23 protein-coding genes and 1 pseudogene are annotated in these 13,929 nt (G+C 68.4%); 23 read left to right on the top strand and 1 reads right to left on the bottom strand.

The window, feature by feature from the left end; all coding sequences use genetic code 11:
• The first annotated feature begins 2 nt into the window (after positions 1-2).
• From GZ998_RS05405 to GZ998_RS13030, 17 genes and pseudogenes are all read left to right on the top strand, one after another.
• Entirely contained in the window at positions 3-920 is a 918-nt protein-coding gene (locus tag GZ998_RS05405) for a PD-(D/E)XK nuclease-like domain-containing protein (protein WP_219109272.1), read from the top strand.
• Complete coding sequence (locus GZ998_RS05400; RefSeq protein WP_219109271.1) at positions 920-1,792, top strand: hypothetical protein; 873 nt, start codon at positions 920-922, stop codon at positions 1,790-1,792. Before GZ998_RS05405 ends, GZ998_RS05400 begins: the two co-directional genes overlap by 1 nt.
• A gap of 197 nt (positions 1,793-1,989) precedes the next feature.
• Positions 1,990-2,874: a hypothetical protein gene (locus GZ998_RS05395; RefSeq protein WP_219109270.1), complete on the top strand. Its 885-nt coding sequence runs from the start codon at positions 1,990-1,992 to the stop codon at positions 2,872-2,874.
• Positions 2,871-3,041: a hypothetical protein gene (locus GZ998_RS05390; protein WP_219109269.1), complete on the top strand. Its 171-nt coding sequence runs from the start codon at positions 2,871-2,873 to the stop codon at positions 3,039-3,041. Before GZ998_RS05395 ends, GZ998_RS05390 begins: the two co-directional genes overlap by 4 nt.
• A gap of 15 nt (positions 3,042-3,056) precedes the next feature.
• A complete protein-coding gene (locus GZ998_RS05385; RefSeq protein ID WP_219109268.1) occupies positions 3,057-3,233 on the top strand; it encodes a hypothetical protein in 177 nt (58 codons plus the stop codon).
• Between the two features lie 65 nt (positions 3,234-3,298).
• Positions 3,299-3,697, top strand: a complete 399-nt coding sequence (locus GZ998_RS05380; RefSeq protein ID WP_219109267.1) for a hypothetical protein — start codon at positions 3,299-3,301, stop codon at positions 3,695-3,697.
• Entirely contained in the window at positions 3,694-4,098 is a 405-nt protein-coding gene (locus tag GZ998_RS05375; RefSeq protein ID WP_219109266.1) for a hypothetical protein, read from the top strand. The genes GZ998_RS05380 and GZ998_RS05375 overlap by 4 nt, the downstream gene beginning before the upstream one ends.
• Positions 4,095-4,325 carry a hypothetical protein gene (locus GZ998_RS05370; RefSeq protein WP_219109265.1) on the top strand — a complete coding sequence of 77 codons (231 nt, stop codon included), beginning with the start codon at positions 4,095-4,097 and terminating at the stop codon, positions 4,323-4,325. Before GZ998_RS05375 ends, GZ998_RS05370 begins: the two co-directional genes overlap by 4 nt.
• The gene (locus tag GZ998_RS05365) at positions 4,322-4,633 is read left to right on the top strand and encodes a hypothetical protein (protein ID WP_219109264.1); all 312 of its coding nucleotides are present in this window, start codon (positions 4,322-4,324) and stop codon (positions 4,631-4,633) included. The genes GZ998_RS05370 and GZ998_RS05365 overlap by 4 nt, the downstream gene beginning before the upstream one ends.
• Entirely contained in the window at positions 4,630-5,346 is a 717-nt protein-coding gene (locus GZ998_RS05360; RefSeq protein ID WP_219109263.1) for a hypothetical protein, read from the top strand. Before GZ998_RS05365 ends, GZ998_RS05360 begins: the two co-directional genes overlap by 4 nt.
• 62 nt (positions 5,347-5,408) lie before the next feature.
• A pseudogene (locus tag GZ998_RS13480) lies at positions 5,409-5,867 on the top strand (DNA cytosine methyltransferase); the annotation flags it as partial.
• A 183-nt stretch (positions 5,868-6,050) separates the two neighbouring features.
• Positions 6,051-6,575 carry a hypothetical protein gene (locus tag GZ998_RS13040; protein ID WP_257505257.1) on the top strand — a complete coding sequence of 175 codons (525 nt, stop codon included), beginning with the start codon at positions 6,051-6,053 and terminating at the stop codon, positions 6,573-6,575.
• On the top strand, positions 6,572-7,978 hold the full coding sequence (locus GZ998_RS05350) for a DNA methyltransferase (protein ID WP_219109261.1): 1,407 nt from the start codon (positions 6,572-6,574) through the stop codon (positions 7,976-7,978). The genes GZ998_RS13040 and GZ998_RS05350 overlap by 4 nt, the downstream gene beginning before the upstream one ends.
• 35 nt (positions 7,979-8,013) lie before the next feature.
• Complete coding sequence (locus tag GZ998_RS05345; protein ID WP_219109260.1) at positions 8,014-8,367, top strand: hypothetical protein; 354 nt, start codon at positions 8,014-8,016, stop codon at positions 8,365-8,367.
• Entirely contained in the window at positions 8,364-8,723 is a 360-nt protein-coding gene (locus GZ998_RS05340; RefSeq protein WP_219109259.1) for a DUF4326 domain-containing protein, read from the top strand. Before GZ998_RS05345 ends, GZ998_RS05340 begins: the two co-directional genes overlap by 4 nt.
• A gap of 193 nt (positions 8,724-8,916) precedes the next feature.
• A complete protein-coding gene (locus GZ998_RS05335) occupies positions 8,917-9,834 on the top strand; it encodes a hypothetical protein (protein ID WP_219109258.1) in 918 nt (305 codons plus the stop codon).
• Positions 9,831-11,147: a replicative DNA helicase gene (locus GZ998_RS13030; protein ID WP_219109257.1), complete on the top strand. Its 1,317-nt coding sequence runs from the start codon at positions 9,831-9,833 to the stop codon at positions 11,145-11,147. The genes GZ998_RS05335 and GZ998_RS13030 overlap by 4 nt, the downstream gene beginning before the upstream one ends.
• Before the next feature lie 138 nt (positions 11,148-11,285).
• On the opposite strand, the gene GZ998_RS05325 is transcribed toward GZ998_RS13030, so the two are convergent.
• Positions 11,286-12,173 (bottom strand): ribonuclease H family protein, encoded by an 888-nt coding sequence (locus tag GZ998_RS05325; protein WP_219109256.1) that lies wholly within the window; start codon positions 12,171-12,173, stop codon positions 11,286-11,288.
• Between the two features lie 56 nt (positions 12,174-12,229).
• Here GZ998_RS05325 and GZ998_RS05320 point away from each other — a divergent pair, with 56 nt between their 5' ends.
• The 6 genes from GZ998_RS05320 to GZ998_RS05295 all read left to right on the top strand — a co-directional run.
• Positions 12,230-12,571, top strand: a complete 342-nt coding sequence (locus GZ998_RS05320; protein WP_219109255.1) for a hypothetical protein — start codon at positions 12,230-12,232, stop codon at positions 12,569-12,571.
• A gap of 68 nt (positions 12,572-12,639) precedes the next feature.
• Complete coding sequence (locus GZ998_RS05315) at positions 12,640-13,011, top strand: hypothetical protein (RefSeq protein ID WP_219109254.1); 372 nt, start codon at positions 12,640-12,642, stop codon at positions 13,009-13,011.
• Positions 13,008-13,187, top strand: coding sequence for a hypothetical protein (locus GZ998_RS05310; RefSeq protein WP_219109253.1), 180 nt, complete (start codon positions 13,008-13,010; stop codon positions 13,185-13,187). Before GZ998_RS05315 ends, GZ998_RS05310 begins: the two co-directional genes overlap by 4 nt.
• A 10-nt stretch (positions 13,188-13,197) precedes the next feature.
• The gene (locus tag GZ998_RS05305) at positions 13,198-13,521 is read left to right on the top strand and encodes a hypothetical protein (protein ID WP_219109252.1); all 324 of its coding nucleotides are present in this window, start codon (positions 13,198-13,200) and stop codon (positions 13,519-13,521) included.
• A gap of 49 nt (positions 13,522-13,570) precedes the next feature.
• On the top strand, positions 13,571-13,750 hold the full coding sequence (locus tag GZ998_RS05300) for a hypothetical protein (protein ID WP_219109251.1): 180 nt from the start codon (positions 13,571-13,573) through the stop codon (positions 13,748-13,750).
• A gap of 14 nt (positions 13,751-13,764) precedes the next feature.
• On the top strand, positions 13,765-13,929 hold a 165-nt coding region (locus tag GZ998_RS05295; protein ID WP_219109327.1), incomplete at its 3' end, for a single-stranded DNA-binding protein.

Below are 13,929 nucleotides of genomic sequence, written 5' to 3'. Positions count from 1 at the left end.
ATATGACCCAAACCGCTATCGCCACATCGACTGCCGTCGAGGACGAGACCCCGCAGGAGACCTCGGCGGGGCGCGCCCCGGGAATCTACTTGGGTGTCAGCGAGCGTGACTACCACTCGGACGCGTCGACGCTGTCGTCGACGGGGGCCAAGAGGCTCCTGGACTGCCCCGCGCGTTTCCGGTGGGAGCAGGACCACCCGAAGCCGTATACGCCGGCCTTCGAGCTTGGGCACGCGGTCCACGCCACGGTGCTCGGCGTCGGAGCCGAGTTGGTGGTCGTGGACGCGGATTCGTGGCGGACCCGGGCGGCCCGTGAGGCCCGGGACGAGGCCCTGGCGGAGGGGCTGACACCGCTTCTGCGGTCCGAGCACGAGCAGGTGCTGGCGATGCGCCGGGCTCTGGCCGAGCACCCGGTGGCGGGGCCCTTGTTTGAGCGTACCGACCGGGTGTGTGAGTCCTCCGTCTACTGGGAGGACGGCCCGACCGGTGTGCCGTGCCGGGCCCGACCCGACTGGCTCAGCGAAGACCACGGCCTGATCGTGGATTTAAAGACCACTTCGCGGTCGGCTGCGCCCGGGGAGTTTGGGCGTCTGGCCGCCCAGTTCGGCTACCACCTGCAAGCAGAGTGGTACGTCGAGGCGGTCCAGGCCGTCACCGGCGTGGAGCCGGCTTTCGTGCACGTCGTCCAGGAGACGACTCCCCCGTACCTGGTCAGTGTTGTGCAGCTGGATGCGGAGGCCCTGCGGGTCGGTGCGGAGCAGGCCGAGATGGCCCGCCGCACTTGGGCGGAGTGCCAGGCGACGGGCCGTTGGCCGGGCTACGCCCCGAGGATCCACTCGGCCTACTTGCCGGGCTGGTACGTCAACAACCACGAGACGGTCATGGAGTCCATGGCCGAAGAGGAGAACGGAGCGATCTAATGACCAACAACGGTAAGAGCAGGCAGGCGACCCCGGTCCCGACCGGGGCACTCACCGGAGCTGGCAACTCCGAGGCGACCCTGGTCGAGCAGACGCGGGCGGTCGCGGAGGTCCAGGCGGCCATTACAGTCGCACGCGCGTGCCCGCGCGACCTTGAGCGCGCACGCGACGAGATGCGGCGCGCCTGCACGACGCGGGCGCTGGCGGACCGTGCGTTCTACTCGGTGCCCAACCGGGGCCAGGGGGCGAGCGTCCACTTGGCACGCGAGTTGGCACGTGTCTGGGGGAACATCGACTACGGGGTCCGTGAGACCCGCCGGGACGATGTTGAGGGTGTCTCTGAGGTGCAGGCGTACGCGTGGGATCAGGAGACGAACGCCCGGACGATCCGGTCGTTCATCGTCCCCCACGCGCGCTCTACGCGCCGGGGCCGTCAGCGGCTCACCGACTTGGGTGACATCTACTCCAACAACCAGAACCAGGGTGCGCGAGCTGTACGCGAGTGCATTCTGGCGGTTCTGCCGACATGGTTCGTGCAGGAGGCGCAGGACCTGTGCCACCAGACTCTGCGTGGCGAGGTCACCAGTGAGGGGCTGCCGCAGGCGGTGGAGAAGGCCGTTCAGGCCTTCAAGCCGCTCGGCGTCACGCGCGCCATGTTGGAGGAGCGTGTGGGGCGTCCCGTGGCGGTGTGGACGCCGGATGACGTGGCGCGGCTGCGCACAGACCACACGTCCCTCACTCGTGACGGTATGCCTGTGGCGGAGCTGTTCGACACGCAGACGGTGGATGAGCGGATGCTCACCGCCCCCGCCGGGGCAGGTGAGGCAAGCGGCGGGGAGGTGGGGTTCCCGCCTGAGGAGCCCGACATGTAGCCCCTGCCCGCTGCCCCGGTCGTTTTGTGGCCCGCACCCCGATGTCGTGCTTCCGGGTGCGGGCCACACCCATGCGTGCGCGCAGGTCTTCGTTGCATTCATCGTGTCCGACCACCACTAGTGCGGGGCCGCCAAACGGGCGGGCCTACGCCCAGGAAACACCCTCTACTGCGACGGCAGGGGTGAAGGAGGACATTATGAAGGTCTTAGCTGTCACCAGTCAGGGCAAGCTCGACGCCGCTATGCGCCAAGAACGTGTCTTGCTCCGGCTTCGCAAGGCCAATTCCCCGTATCGAGTCACCGAACACTGTGGAGACGAAGTGGTCTTTTGCGGCATGAGCGTCGGGACTGTTTACGGCATGAGCCGAGTCCGTGCAGAAGGCTTTGCGGTCGTCCGTGCTGAGGACTCTGCGGTCGTCCGTGCTTGCGACAACGTTACGGTTGAGGCCAACAACACGTCCATGGTTGAGGCCCGCGGGAATGCCACGGTGTGGGCCTTCGATAACACGATCGTCCACGCCTACGGCCAGTCCACTGTCGAGGCCTACGACGCGGCCGTTGTGCACGTGCATGACGCTGCCGTCGTGCGCGCGCACGGGGAGTATGTGACTGTCATCAGCCATAGTTCGGGCCACGCTGGCGGACGTGTGATCGACCTGTCTGGTCTGGATCTGTCCGATGCCCGCCAGTGGGCGACCTATCACGGCGTTCACTTGAATGACAGCGGGATGCTGACTTTGTATAAGGCAGTCCCCGCTGACAGGACCACCGGGCGCGAGTACGGCCATGAAGTCGCCTGGCCGACTGAGGGCAGGGTTGAGTGCGAGGACTGGGATCCTATCCCGAACTGTGGCGGCGGCCTGCACCTTTCCCCGATTCCGCGCCAGGCAGCACGGTACATGGATGACGACAAAATCCGCGCTGGTGCTCACTTCTTTGAGTGCCGAGTACCTGTAGACAGCGTCATCCCCCTCTCGCTCGATGCTCCTCCCACTACTCCCAAAGCAAAGGCACCGTGGGTGCAAGTGGTCCGCGAAGTCACTATCGACGGCGCGAACGTGGACGGGAGTGAGCGCCGATGAGTCGCGTCCGGTACGAGCCGCCCTACCGGCCGTGGCTGATTGTCATTCACCGAGCCGCCACAGGCCGGGGCCAGTTGGTCCGTGACGTGCTGGCCGTCCTGGACGGGGACCGGTACGTCACCTGCCCGTCCGGGCAACGACTCCATCCGGCGGACATTGAGGCCTAGGAGCCCGTCGCGCTTGTGCCCGAGGACGTGCTGGCGGGCGCGGACGCAGCACTCGTGTCCGGCCAGTTGGCCTACTGGTCGGGCACAGTCACGGGCTCCGCGAAGGAACTCAAGTACCGACTCACCGGCCGCCTTCCCCGCACAGAACAGGAGTGGGAAGAGTCCCAGCGGGAGCAGGAGGAGGACCAGTGAACCCGAAGAGTGTGACGCCGCGGGATTGGTCGTGTCCGGTCCCCTGCGCTGCGGGGTGTGGGCGCATGCTCCGCCCCCGTCAGGCCCCCGCCGCCGGTGTGTGGGCCGGGACCGTGGCCCACCGAGCCAAAGGCCTCTGTCAGGCCTGCTACACGCGTCTGCTCGCCGAGGAGGCGGTGGAGGAGCCGCCGGCTTGGCGGCTGACCTTCTGCTACCGGCTCAGCCCGGATCTGTCGGTGGTGCAGCAGGAGGCGGAGGCTATCGCGGCGCTGGTGGAGCATCTGCACGCGATTGGGGCGGTGCTGGTGCGGCGCCCCGAGCAGCAGCCTCACACCCACAAGCCGGGCAGTGCCCTGGTCTTCAACTGCCTCGTACGCGACTGCACGGACGTTGAGCGGCGGGCCATCCGGGCCCTGCGTGACGACGTTGACGGGGCTGCGGCGGCTGTGGGGGTGGCGGCATGAGCACGCTCCTCCGCACCCGCCGACCCGTTTCGCGTGGTGTTAGTGCTCGGTGCACGGTCTGCGGCACCATCATTCCCCGCGGTCAGCGGTACCAGCGCGACACCCTCGTTGAGGGCCGCGACCTTTGGGACTGGTGCACCTGCGAGGCCTGCGAGCCCCTGTTGGGCATTTACATGGCCGACGCCGACGGGGAGGCCGAAGAGTTCACCGTCGACGATCTTGACGGCTGGGCCATGGACCTGATGGCGGACGGGGGCACCGAATGGCCTGTGCCGTTCCTGATCACGTGCTGGCGCGAGCGCAGGGGCGAGCCGTCTCTGGCCGAGGCAGAGGCCCGTGCGAAGGCGATCACCGAGCACTACCAGCGGCGCGACGCCGCCCGAAGGGGGCGGGCGTCATGAGCACCCGTACAAGGCTCACGGTCGGACTGGCCCTGCTGGGTTTGGGACTGGTCGTGGCCGTTATCCAGGCCCTGCTCGCCGTGCACGGCGATGCGCCGTGCTTCTCCGGCTTGTCGCTGCTGGCTCTCCTGGCTGGCGGCGTCGGTGCCGGGGTGGCGCTCACGAGCCACGACAACACCCCGCCTACAGGCCTCGAAGGCTCACAACAAGCGGGGGTGGGCGAATGAGCACCAATGACTCGGATCTGCGGCCGTATCTGCCGATCCCCGCCCCCGGTCTGCCACTCGTGCACTTGGCCCGAATCAGCCCGGCTGGGGAGTCCGACCACCACGACCCACTGACCCGGGCCGTCGTCCTGTGCGACCACACCCGCACCTACCAGTTACACGGACACGCCAAGGGCGGCACCGCCGCCGAGATGGAGGCGCTACTCGCCCGCCCGGATACATGCCGGGCCTGCCTCCTCGCCTACCAGCAAACCCCCGTGCCCGCCGACAACGGCGGCCTACTCGATCTCCTGGAGGACCAGTCATGACAGTAATCGTCCCCGCCCGTCAATTTGCCCGCATGGTGCACCGCACCGTCGCCGTCGTCCCCGACGACCCGCTGGAGGCGCCGATCCTCCGCTGCGTGCACGCCTGGTCCGACGGCACGCACCTCCTGATGGAGGCCAGCGACCGTAGGCGGCTCCTGCGCACCCGCACGGCACTCGCCAACGCAGACGGGGACGGCCTGGACGCCATCATCCCCGCCCGGGTACTCACCGCCGCCTGCCACCTGATCCCCGAACCCCAGCCGGTGGCGGAGTCCGACTGGGAGGACGACGAGGCGTGGATCAGCACGGTGGACCCCGCCAAGAGCTGGATGGTCAGCCTCGACGTCGACGGCGGGCAGGTCCACATCGCAGTCCGCAACGACACCACGACGAGCGTCACCAGCACGGTGCGTCCCCGCGGCGAGTGGCCGGACCTCGACAGACTGTGGGCGCGTATCCGCCCCGAGGTCGGGGACGGCCCCACCGCATGGACCGGCACCATGGCTGCCGACCTACTCGCCCTCGCCGGAGACGACGTCACTACCGCGCCCGCGATCGTCTGGCCGTCCGGCAGCACCCACCGGCCCACGGTGATGACACTCGGCCCAGACACCATCGCGCTGCTCATGCCCGCAGTACTCGACCAGGAGTGCGACCCGCGCGACACCTGGCCGGGTCTCCTCCGCGACGACCGAGAGAAGGCAGATTCGTGAGCGGGCTCCTGACTGTCGGTGAGGTCTGTGCAGGATATGGGGGTCTGAGCCTCGGCCTCAGCATGCTCACCCGCACGCAGGTGGCCTGGGTGTCCGAGATCGATGCTGCGGCCAACCGGGTGCTCGCTGAGCGTTACCCCGGAGCCTCGAACCTCGGGGACCTGACGGCGGTGGACTGGAAGGCCGTGCCGACTGTGGACATTCTGGCAGGGGGCACACCTTGCCAGGATCTTTCCACGGCGGGGCGCAGAGCGGGTTTACGTGCGGGGACGCGTTCCGGCCTATGGGCGTCCATGGCCCGGGCAATCAAGGCGCTCAAGTCTCCGTTAGTCGTGTGGGAGAACGTCAGGGGTGCATTGTCCAGTGGAGCCGACAGCAGAGCCGATAGCGCAATGGAATCCCGACCGGGATGTTTGGGAGGCCTGGATGCCGATGGAGCCGCTCTTCGGGCCGCCGGACGTGTTCTCGGCGACTTGGCCGACCTCGGGTATGACGCGCAATGGGCAACTGTTACCGCCGCCTCAGTTGGAGCCCCGCACAGGCGCGAGCGTCTGCTTGTCCTCGCCCACCGGCGAGGCGACGGCGCTGCTGCCAACGCCCTCCGCGTCCTTCACGTCGGGGCATCTGGAAGGGTTGAACGGCCGGAATCTCACGACCGCGATACTCGACCTCACCCAGTAACACCGCTCCTGCCTACCCCAGCGGTGAACGACATGGGGGCCGGCTACACGCCGGAGGCGTGGGACGAGTGGACCGAGAGGATGCGGGCCACGCATTGGAACGGTAACGGTCACGGCCGGTCGCTGAGTGTGGAGGCGCGCCGGCTCTTCCCGACGCCAAGTGTGCAGCCCGACCAGCGCCAGTCTGCGGGGTACGGGCCATCGTTGGGAGACGCCGTCCGCGGCGGCTTCGGCCGCTACTCCGTGGCAATCCGCCACTGGGAGGAGGTCACTGGTCGTGAGGCTCCGGCGCCGACCGAGCCGAACAATGTCGGGAAGCCAACGCTCTCCCCCGTCTTTGTCGAGTGGATGATGGGCCTGCCCGGTGGGCATGTGACCGGCGTGGGGGGGCTGACTCGGAGCGGCATGCTGCGGATCCTGGGCAATGGCGTGGTGCCCGCCCAGGCAGCCGAGGCTATCGGGACGCTCGCAGGATGGGGGCTCGCGTCCATGCGCGACGAGTCCGCCGGGGACGCCCCATCGCCAGCGGTTGGCGGTGGTGTGGCGTGAGCGTCTACTACGAGGACCCGCAGGCGACCGTCTATGAGGGTGACTGCCTGGACGTGCTGCGGACTCTTCCGGATGAGTCGGTTGATTCCGTCGTGACTGACCCGCCGTATGGGCTGCGGTTAATGAACCAGCCCTGGGATGGGGCGGCTATAGAGGCCCGGGCTGCCCGGGGTAGAGAGACCTCGCCCATGCCAGTGGGCCTGGGCGGCCCCCACGGGGGATACCGGTCGGCGGCGACCGAGGCCGGCCGTTACGACCAGTCCCCGACGGCACTGCGCGACTTCCAGGACTGGTGCGAACAGTGGGCGGGCGAGTGCCTGCGCATCCTGCGCCCTGGCGGGCACCTGCTGGCGTTCGGGGGCTCCCGCACCTGGCACCGGTTGACGGCCGGGATCGAGGACGCGGGGTTCGAGATCCGTGACTCCATCGCCTGGATCTACGGGCAGGGCATGCCCAAGTCCCTGGACGTCGCCCGGGCCATCACGGGGCACCTCGCCGGAGTGGGTTCCAACACGGGGGCGCTGCGTCGCCTGGCCATGGGCGACGACTACACCCCATCCGGAGTCAGGGGCAGCCGGGACAGTATGACCCGCCGCAATACCGGCATGGAGGGCCGCACGATCGCCCTGGCCGAGCAGGCACAACAGTGGGAGGGCTGGGGCACGGGCCTGAAGCCCGCCTTCGAGCCCTGCGTAGTAGCCAGGCGTACGCCGGAGGGGTCTGTTGCCGCGAATGTCCTGGCTCACGGCGTCGGGGGTCTGCACGTGGACGCCTGCCGGGTACCCATGAGCCAGGAGGATGCGGCTGCGATCGACGCCAAGCACGCCGGCATGGATCCCGGCACCTACCAGCGCCCCCCGGGCACGTCCCTGGGGCTGTCGGTGCGCCCCCTGCCGCTGGCGCCGGCCCGTGCGCATGAGGGCGGGCGGTGGCCCACCAACGTCGTCCTCGACGACGCCGCAGCGGCCTCCTTGGACGCCCAGTCCGGCACTACTGTTTCACGGTCCGGCCGGCCCCGGCGGGGCGTGAGCGGTGACGGGTGGGGTATGACCGCCACGGGTGCCGAGTACGACGACGCTGGCGGGGCCAGCCGGTTCTTCCCGGTCTTCCGGTGGGAGGCCAAGGCCTCGGCGGCTGAGCGCCCCGCGGTCGGGGGTGTGGCTCATCCGACGGTCAAGCCCCTGGCCCTGATGCGCTGGCTCGTGCGCCTGGTCACCCCCTACGGCGGGACGGTCTTGGAGCCGTTCGCCGGGTCGGGCACGACCGTCGAGGCCGCTCTGGCGGAGGGCATGCTCTGCATCGCCGTCGAGCGCGAGGCCAGTTATCTGCCGCTGATCCGCGAGCGCATCCAGAGGGTGCAGGACGTGCCCATGGACCTGTGGGGAGGCACCACAACATCATGACCAGCCTGACATTACCGGTGCCGAAGAGTCTGTGGATGAGCGCCAACAGGCAGATCGCCAACCCCGGGCACCGCCAGCGCGTCATCAACGACCTGCACGGGCTGGCGGCTCTGGGGGCCCGCCAGGCCAGGGTCAGGCGCCTGCCGGAGCCCTGCACGATCGTCTGGGAGATCCGCTACCCGAAGGGCACGGGCCCGAAGGCCGACCCGCCCAACGCATCCCCGACCACCAAGGCCTTGCTTGACGGCCTGGTCAATGCGGGTCTCCTGACGGATGACAACGCCAGTGTGGTGGTTGTGCAGGCCTTTTGCCGTGGCCCCAACACTCGGCGGCAGGGCGTGCACGAGGTCGTCCTGACGGCCACGGCCCTGCAGATGGAGGAGCCGTGAGCCCCCGGCGCATTCAACGGCGCCGCAGCCGGGGCTGGCGCATGCCCCCAGGGGCGGTCTATGTGGGGCGCCCATCGGCCTGGGGTAACCCCTACCGAGTCAGCCAGGCCGACAAGTCCATGTGGGTGGTTAAGCACCAGGGGCGCGTCGTCAAGAGGTTCGCGACCGGGCGTGAGGCCCGCGCCTACGCGGTCCACCGCCTGGCCAAGGACATCCAAACGGGGAGGGCGCCGTGGACGGCGGAGGCGGTCCGCGAGCGCCTGGTGGGCCTCGATCTGGCCTGCTGGTGCCCGCTGGATTCTCCGTGCCACGCCGACCTGCTACTCGGCCTGGCTAACCCCGGCGGCATCACATGAGCGGCACCGGCAGGAGCACGCCTGTGAGAGTCGGGCGCATCCTCCCCCAGCGCCGTGGGGAGCCCATGGAGGCGTGGCTGCGGCGCCTGAGGCAAGCCGCGGCCCGGGAGGTCGAGCAGCGAGCGCGCCTGTCCGGCCGGGTCACGACCACCACTACTAGGGCAGAGGTGCCAGCGAGAAGGAGGGGCACCAAATGAGAATTAGGACCATCAAGCCCGACTTCTGGCGCAGCCTGGACGTTGCTGCGCTACCCATTGAGGACCGGCTGTTGTTTATTGGGCTCTGGTCGTACGTCGACGACAACGGCGTCGGCCGGGACGAGCCGCGCTTGATTCAGAGTGATTTGTTCCCCCTCGACCCATTCACTGAGGCCTCAGTGAGGGTTCACGGAGGCCTCAAACGCCTTTCCGAGCAGGGCCTAATCACCCGTTATGAGGGCCCTGACGGGCGCCGCTACCTCCAAATCGACTCCTGGGGCAAGCACCAGAAGATCAACCGCCCCTCAAAGCCACGTTTCCCGCAGTATGACGCCGAAACATGCACGCTCACTGAGCCCTCACTGAATCCTCACGACACCCTCACTGAGGGCTCACTCCCGGAACAGGGAACAGGGAACAGGGATAAGGGAATAAGTAATACCCCCCAACCCCCACAGGGGGCTGGCTCCGCTGACGCGGAGCCGGAGACTCTCCAGGACAACACGATCAACGACGTCGCCGACCAGCAGTCCACCACAGGCCTAGAGCAGACGACACTGCTGGAAGTCAGTACCTCAAGGCCAGAACCCAAGACAGCGGAAAACAAGACGCCGAGGAAGCGGGAGGCCTACCCGGAGGAGTTCGAGGCCTTCTGGCAGGCATACCCGAGGCACGCGGACAAGAAGTCCGCCTACCGGGCCTGGAAGCAGGCCGTCAAGGAAGTCCCCAACGATGTCCTGGTCGCCGCGGCCGAGCGTTACGGGCGCGACCCCACGCGCACGCCCGAGTACACGAAGTACGCGGCCACGTGGCTGCGCGCGGGTTCCTGGGACAATGAGCCCGCCAAACCCGCCGGACCCGTGGAGGCGCCGGTGGTTTCCATGTGGGACTACGCAGGTAGGGGCACGGCGTGACAACGCAGGAAATCCTCGAACGGGCGGTCCTCGGGCTCGCGCTCGCGGGCGACCCTCAGGTCCTGCTCGACCTCGACCAGGTGCGGCCTGAGCACTTCCAGGACCTGCGTCACGGAGCCCTGTGGCAGGCCATCCGGGGCATGTCCGCCAGGGGCAGCACTGTCGACACGCTCACCGTCGCCGGGGCGCTGCCGTCGATCCCCGCTGAGTTGCGGCAGGGTATCAACGACGCCTACCTGCTGGACTGCCTGCACGAGGCCCCCGCGGCGCCACGGGTGCTCGCCTCGGGTTACGCCGAGCGTCTCATTCAGGCCGCCGGGCATCGTGCCCTCGAGGCCGCCCTGGTGCGCTCCCAGCAGCTCCTGGAGGGCACACCCGACCCCGTGGAGGCTGACGCACTGATCCGGGCCTGCCTGGACGATGCGGCTCCCACGGCCGGGCAGGGTGTGGGGGCCATGCTTGCGGACACGCTGGACTCCACGATCGCGGCCATGGAGGCCCCGTCCCGGCTGGCGCCGACCCCGTGGACGGGCCTGAACGACATCATCGGCGGCTGGCGCCCAGGCGCCCTGTATGTGATTGGGGGCAGACCTGGCACTGGAAAATCCATTATGGGTCTTCAGGCGGCTTACGGGCTGGCGCATCAGGGTGCTGTGGCGGTGTCGAGTCTGGAGATGCCTCAGCGTGAGGTGCATGCGCGGCTGATTGCGCATGCGGCTGCGGTGCCGCTCGGGCACCTGAACGGGCAGGCCAGGTTGACGCCGGCGGAGTCCGAGCGTGTCGGGCAGGCCGTCACGCACCTGCGGGCGCTGCCGGTGAGCCTGGATGACCGGACGGGCGCGACCGTCTGGGACGTCGCCACCCACGCCCGCTTGTTGGCCAGGCGGCAGCCGCTGGCGGGCGTTGTGGTGGACTACATGCAGCTCATGTCCACGAGTCGGGGGGATCGGCGATCCCGCTACGAGGTGGTTTCGGAGCAGTCCCGACAGTTGAAGATCCTGGCGGGCCAGTTGGACTGCCCGGTGATCGCGCTCAGCCAACTCAACCGGGCGCCGGCTGCTCGTGGTGATGGGCGTCCGACGCTGGCGGATCTGCGTGAGTCGGGGTCGATCGAGCAGGACGCGGACGTGGTGCTGCTGCTGCACGTGCCGGTGGAGGCGGGGGTGCCGGATCAGTCGCGTCTGGATGTGCTGGTGGCGAAGAACCGGCATGGGCCGACGGGCGTGGTCCGACTGGAGCGTGACGGCGCGACGGCGACCCTCTCGGACTTCACCTGGGTGCCGGCGGGAGCCCGCCCCGACCTAGGCGGATGAGCGAGTGGTCTCGAAAACCCGCCCCCAGGCGTCGCAGGAGCCCCGCGGACGGGACAACAGCCGCCTGATAGGCCCGAGTACACGGGTGGCGTTTTGAGGCTGTCAGATCGGCTTACACGCAATCACATGCGTGGTCGGTTACGCCGTGGCCCGAGTCGGCATCAGGTCGTCGCGGATGTTCTCCCGGACTCGCCGGGCGCTCCCCGGGGCCGCCCGGCCCTCGGCCTCGCGCCGTACGGCCCGCACGAGTCGGTCCGCCGCCTCGTTGAGCTGGTGGCCCGCGTGGCCGGGCACCCACTGGACCGTCACGGCCCCGCCGTGGCCGTGGAGCGCTCGCCGCAGCACCGGTTGCATCCGCCAGGGCACCTGTCCCCCGTCCAGGGCGGCCTGGACGATCCTGAGTGCCGGGCGGGAATCCGTGAGGATCACCAGATCGTGGAATGGCAGGGCCTCCATGACCCGGCAGATCGCGACGGTCTCAGCCTCCACGATCCTCTCCCGCTGGCACCGGGCCGCGTGGCCGAGGCCCGTGTCGGTCACCCACCCGGCGGCGGCCACACCCGTTTTCGGGTTGTAGGCCCCGTCGGTGGCGACCGTGATCGGCCGGGACGGCAGAACCACCGTCCCAGCGCGCCTTAGAAGGCCCACGGGGTCCTGGGCGTCAACGTGGAGCGTGAACGGGCGGCCGGGCTCGACCCTCAGCCTCTCCAGGCCGCTGAGGCAGCGTCGGACCCGGCCCAGCGGCAGGCCCGCACCCCCGACGAACAACCGCACCACCGGCCACCTGCCGGCGAGCTCCCGACCCAGACGCAGCAGGGCCTCACCGCGCTCCTCTAGCGTGAAGGCCTCCAAATTGACTACAACATGCTGGGTCTCCCCCGACGGGGGTCTGACGGCGGCGACGAGGCTCGCCACCGGCCCACCGGGTGTGCGGATGGCCTCCACGACAGCCACAGTCGGCGTATCCGGAACTGTGGGCGGACGCCGAAAAGGCATGGCCGTCAAAGGTGTCACGTTGGCGTTCATGCCTTAGTGGTGGTCGGCCCCACGCGCCCACAGCTGATGCCGACCACTACCAGGGCATGAACCAACGTGTTGCATCCCTGGCGATCGCGGCCACCCTGGCCGTCCTACCCACACCCGCCGCACAAGCCACCACGACGGCACCGCAGCCAGCCCAGGCGGTGGCCACAAGCGCCGTCGCGCCTGCCCTGGCGCTGGCTCCCGCGGAGACCACATCGGGCTCAGGCACCGACGACGCCCCGTGGTGGATCCGCGCCTACCGGAAGGTCGCCGACTTAACCGTCTCCCCCTCCGAGAACAACCGGGTCATCCAGTGGATGTACGCCCACCCGGAGATCTCGGCGGGCGTCGCTCTCGGCCTCGTGCTGATTGCCACCGGTGTGCGCGGGCGTCGCCGCTGACCCACACCGTCTCGCACGCCAATCCGACCACTACTAGAGCAACGGCAACCAATGAGGAAGAGGACACCATGCCGACCAACACGCCGCAGCATTGGCCCAGCGCTCCGATCATCCGCATTCGCCGCGGGCACATGCTGCCGTGCGGAGACCTGAGCGGCAGGATCGCCTACCGCGAGACCCCCGAGCCCGGCTACTACGTGCCCGACCTCGACGTCGGACTCTGGCAGTCCAACACCGACCTCCGGCTGGAGGAATGGGAGGACATGGTGGCCGTCCCGAAGCGCATCGTCGACGAGCTCGGGCGGCGCGTTGCCGCCCACGACGACGGCTACACGCGCCACGAGCCCGTGGACGGGCTCTATGGGCTGAAGGACCAGATCGTCAACACGGCCCGCGGCGTGGTCCGCCAGGCCGACGCGGGCGGGGAGGCCACGGAATGAGCCTCAAAATCCGCCCGACAATCCGGCTCACCTGCGACCGGCCCGGCTGCCAGTCAACCGTCCAGGCCCACCCGGACCTGCCTGACACCGACGGTCTCGCCGCCGACCTGGAAGACGTCGCGCAGACCCTCGGATGGGTCCACGAAGCCGGGGCCGACTACTGCCCCGACCACTAAGGACTACACAATGAGCATTATTATCATCATCCCCGTGGTCGCGATCATTATCGTCGCGATCATTATCGGGGTCGTAGGCTTTATCCGAATCCGCCGACTTGACCGCGCTGCGCCTCCGCCCGGCCACCAGCACCACGTCCCGTACCTCTACGTCGAAAACCTGGGTGAGGCACTAGCCACAAGGAACTTCATGCTCTGCGCGATCACCCTCCTCTTGGCGATGGCAATCGCCATCATGCTCATGCAACCACTCATTGCATACGTCACCCCCATCTCGCCAGCATCACCGACCGCCACTACCACGATTGCCACGCAGGAGGCCAATACGAATTGACCGCTATCACCGAACACTCCCCAGGAGCACAAACGGAAGGAACCTCCACATGAAGATGATCGTCGTAAACGTCGGGAAGAATGGCGAGCCTACCGTCCCCGACTCAACCGTTGACGCCATAGCTGAACACCTGCGGGACATGCTCCCGCCCGGAGTGGATCCCCGAGCCCTCATCCAGGACCAGGCGCGTCAGGAAACGGCGCAAGGCACCGCAAACCCCAACGACTGAAAGGACACACGATCATGGCTGGCGATACCGTCATCACGATTATCGGGAATCTGACTGCGGACCCCGAGATGCGCTTCACGCCCTCGGGTGCGGCGGTCGCCTCCTTCACCATCGCCTCCACCCCGCGCAGCTTCGACCGGCAGGCCCAGGAGTGGCGCGACGGGGAGACCCTGTTCATG

This window comes from Actinomyces sp. 594 (assembly GCF_019325145.1).
Lineage (GTDB): Bacteria > Actinomycetota > Actinomycetes > Actinomycetales > Actinomycetaceae > Actinomyces.
Note: the sequence above shows the minus strand (reverse complement) of the source record. Positions and strands in the feature narration are given on the sequence as shown.

Excerpts from the sequence above, each read along its gene's own strand:
- GZ998_RS05400 (WP_219109271.1), top strand. The coding sequence starts at position 920 with ATGACCAACAACGGTAAGAGCAGGCAGGCGACCCCGGTCCCGACCGGG.
- GZ998_RS05395 (WP_219109270.1), top strand. The coding sequence starts at position 1,990 with ATGAAGGTCTTAGCTGTCACCAGTCAGGGCAAGCTCGACGCCGCTATG.
- GZ998_RS05335 (WP_219109258.1), top strand. The coding sequence starts at position 8,917 with ATGAGAATTAGGACCATCAAGCCCGACTTCTGGCGCAGCCTGGACGTT.
- GZ998_RS05360 (WP_219109263.1), top strand. The coding sequence starts at position 4,630 with ATGACAGTAATCGTCCCCGCCCGTCAATTTGCCCGCATGGTGCACCGC.
- GZ998_RS05405 (WP_219109272.1), top strand. The coding sequence starts at position 3 with ATGACCCAAACCGCTATCGCCACATCGACTGCCGTCGAGGACGAGACC.
- GZ998_RS05345 (WP_219109260.1), top strand. The coding sequence starts at position 8,014 with ATGAGCGCCAACAGGCAGATCGCCAACCCCGGGCACCGCCAGCGCGTC.
- GZ998_RS05375 (WP_219109266.1), top strand. The coding sequence starts at position 3,694 with ATGAGCACGCTCCTCCGCACCCGCCGACCCGTTTCGCGTGGTGTTAGT.
- GZ998_RS05380 (WP_219109267.1), top strand. The coding sequence starts at position 3,299 with ATGCTCCGCCCCCGTCAGGCCCCCGCCGCCGGTGTGTGGGCCGGGACC.
- GZ998_RS05320 (WP_219109255.1), top strand. The coding sequence starts at position 12,230 with ATGAACCAACGTGTTGCATCCCTGGCGATCGCGGCCACCCTGGCCGTC.
- GZ998_RS05370 (WP_219109265.1), top strand. The coding sequence starts at position 4,095 with ATGAGCACCCGTACAAGGCTCACGGTCGGACTGGCCCTGCTGGGTTTG.
- GZ998_RS05365 (WP_219109264.1), top strand. The coding sequence starts at position 4,322 with ATGAGCACCAATGACTCGGATCTGCGGCCGTATCTGCCGATCCCCGCC.
- GZ998_RS05305 (WP_219109252.1), top strand. The coding sequence starts at position 13,198 with ATGAGCATTATTATCATCATCCCCGTGGTCGCGATCATTATCGTCGCG.
- GZ998_RS05325 (WP_219109256.1), bottom strand. The coding sequence starts at position 12,173 with ATGAACGCCAACGTGACACCTTTGACGGCCATGCCTTTTCGGCGTCCG.
- GZ998_RS05390 (WP_219109269.1), top strand. The coding sequence starts at position 2,871 with ATGAGTCGCGTCCGGTACGAGCCGCCCTACCGGCCGTGGCTGATTGTC.
- GZ998_RS05300 (WP_219109251.1), top strand. The coding sequence starts at position 13,571 with ATGAAGATGATCGTCGTAAACGTCGGGAAGAATGGCGAGCCTACCGTC.
- GZ998_RS05310 (WP_219109253.1), top strand. The coding sequence starts at position 13,008 with ATGAGCCTCAAAATCCGCCCGACAATCCGGCTCACCTGCGACCGGCCC.
- GZ998_RS05315 (WP_219109254.1), top strand. The coding sequence starts at position 12,640 with ATGCCGACCAACACGCCGCAGCATTGGCCCAGCGCTCCGATCATCCGC.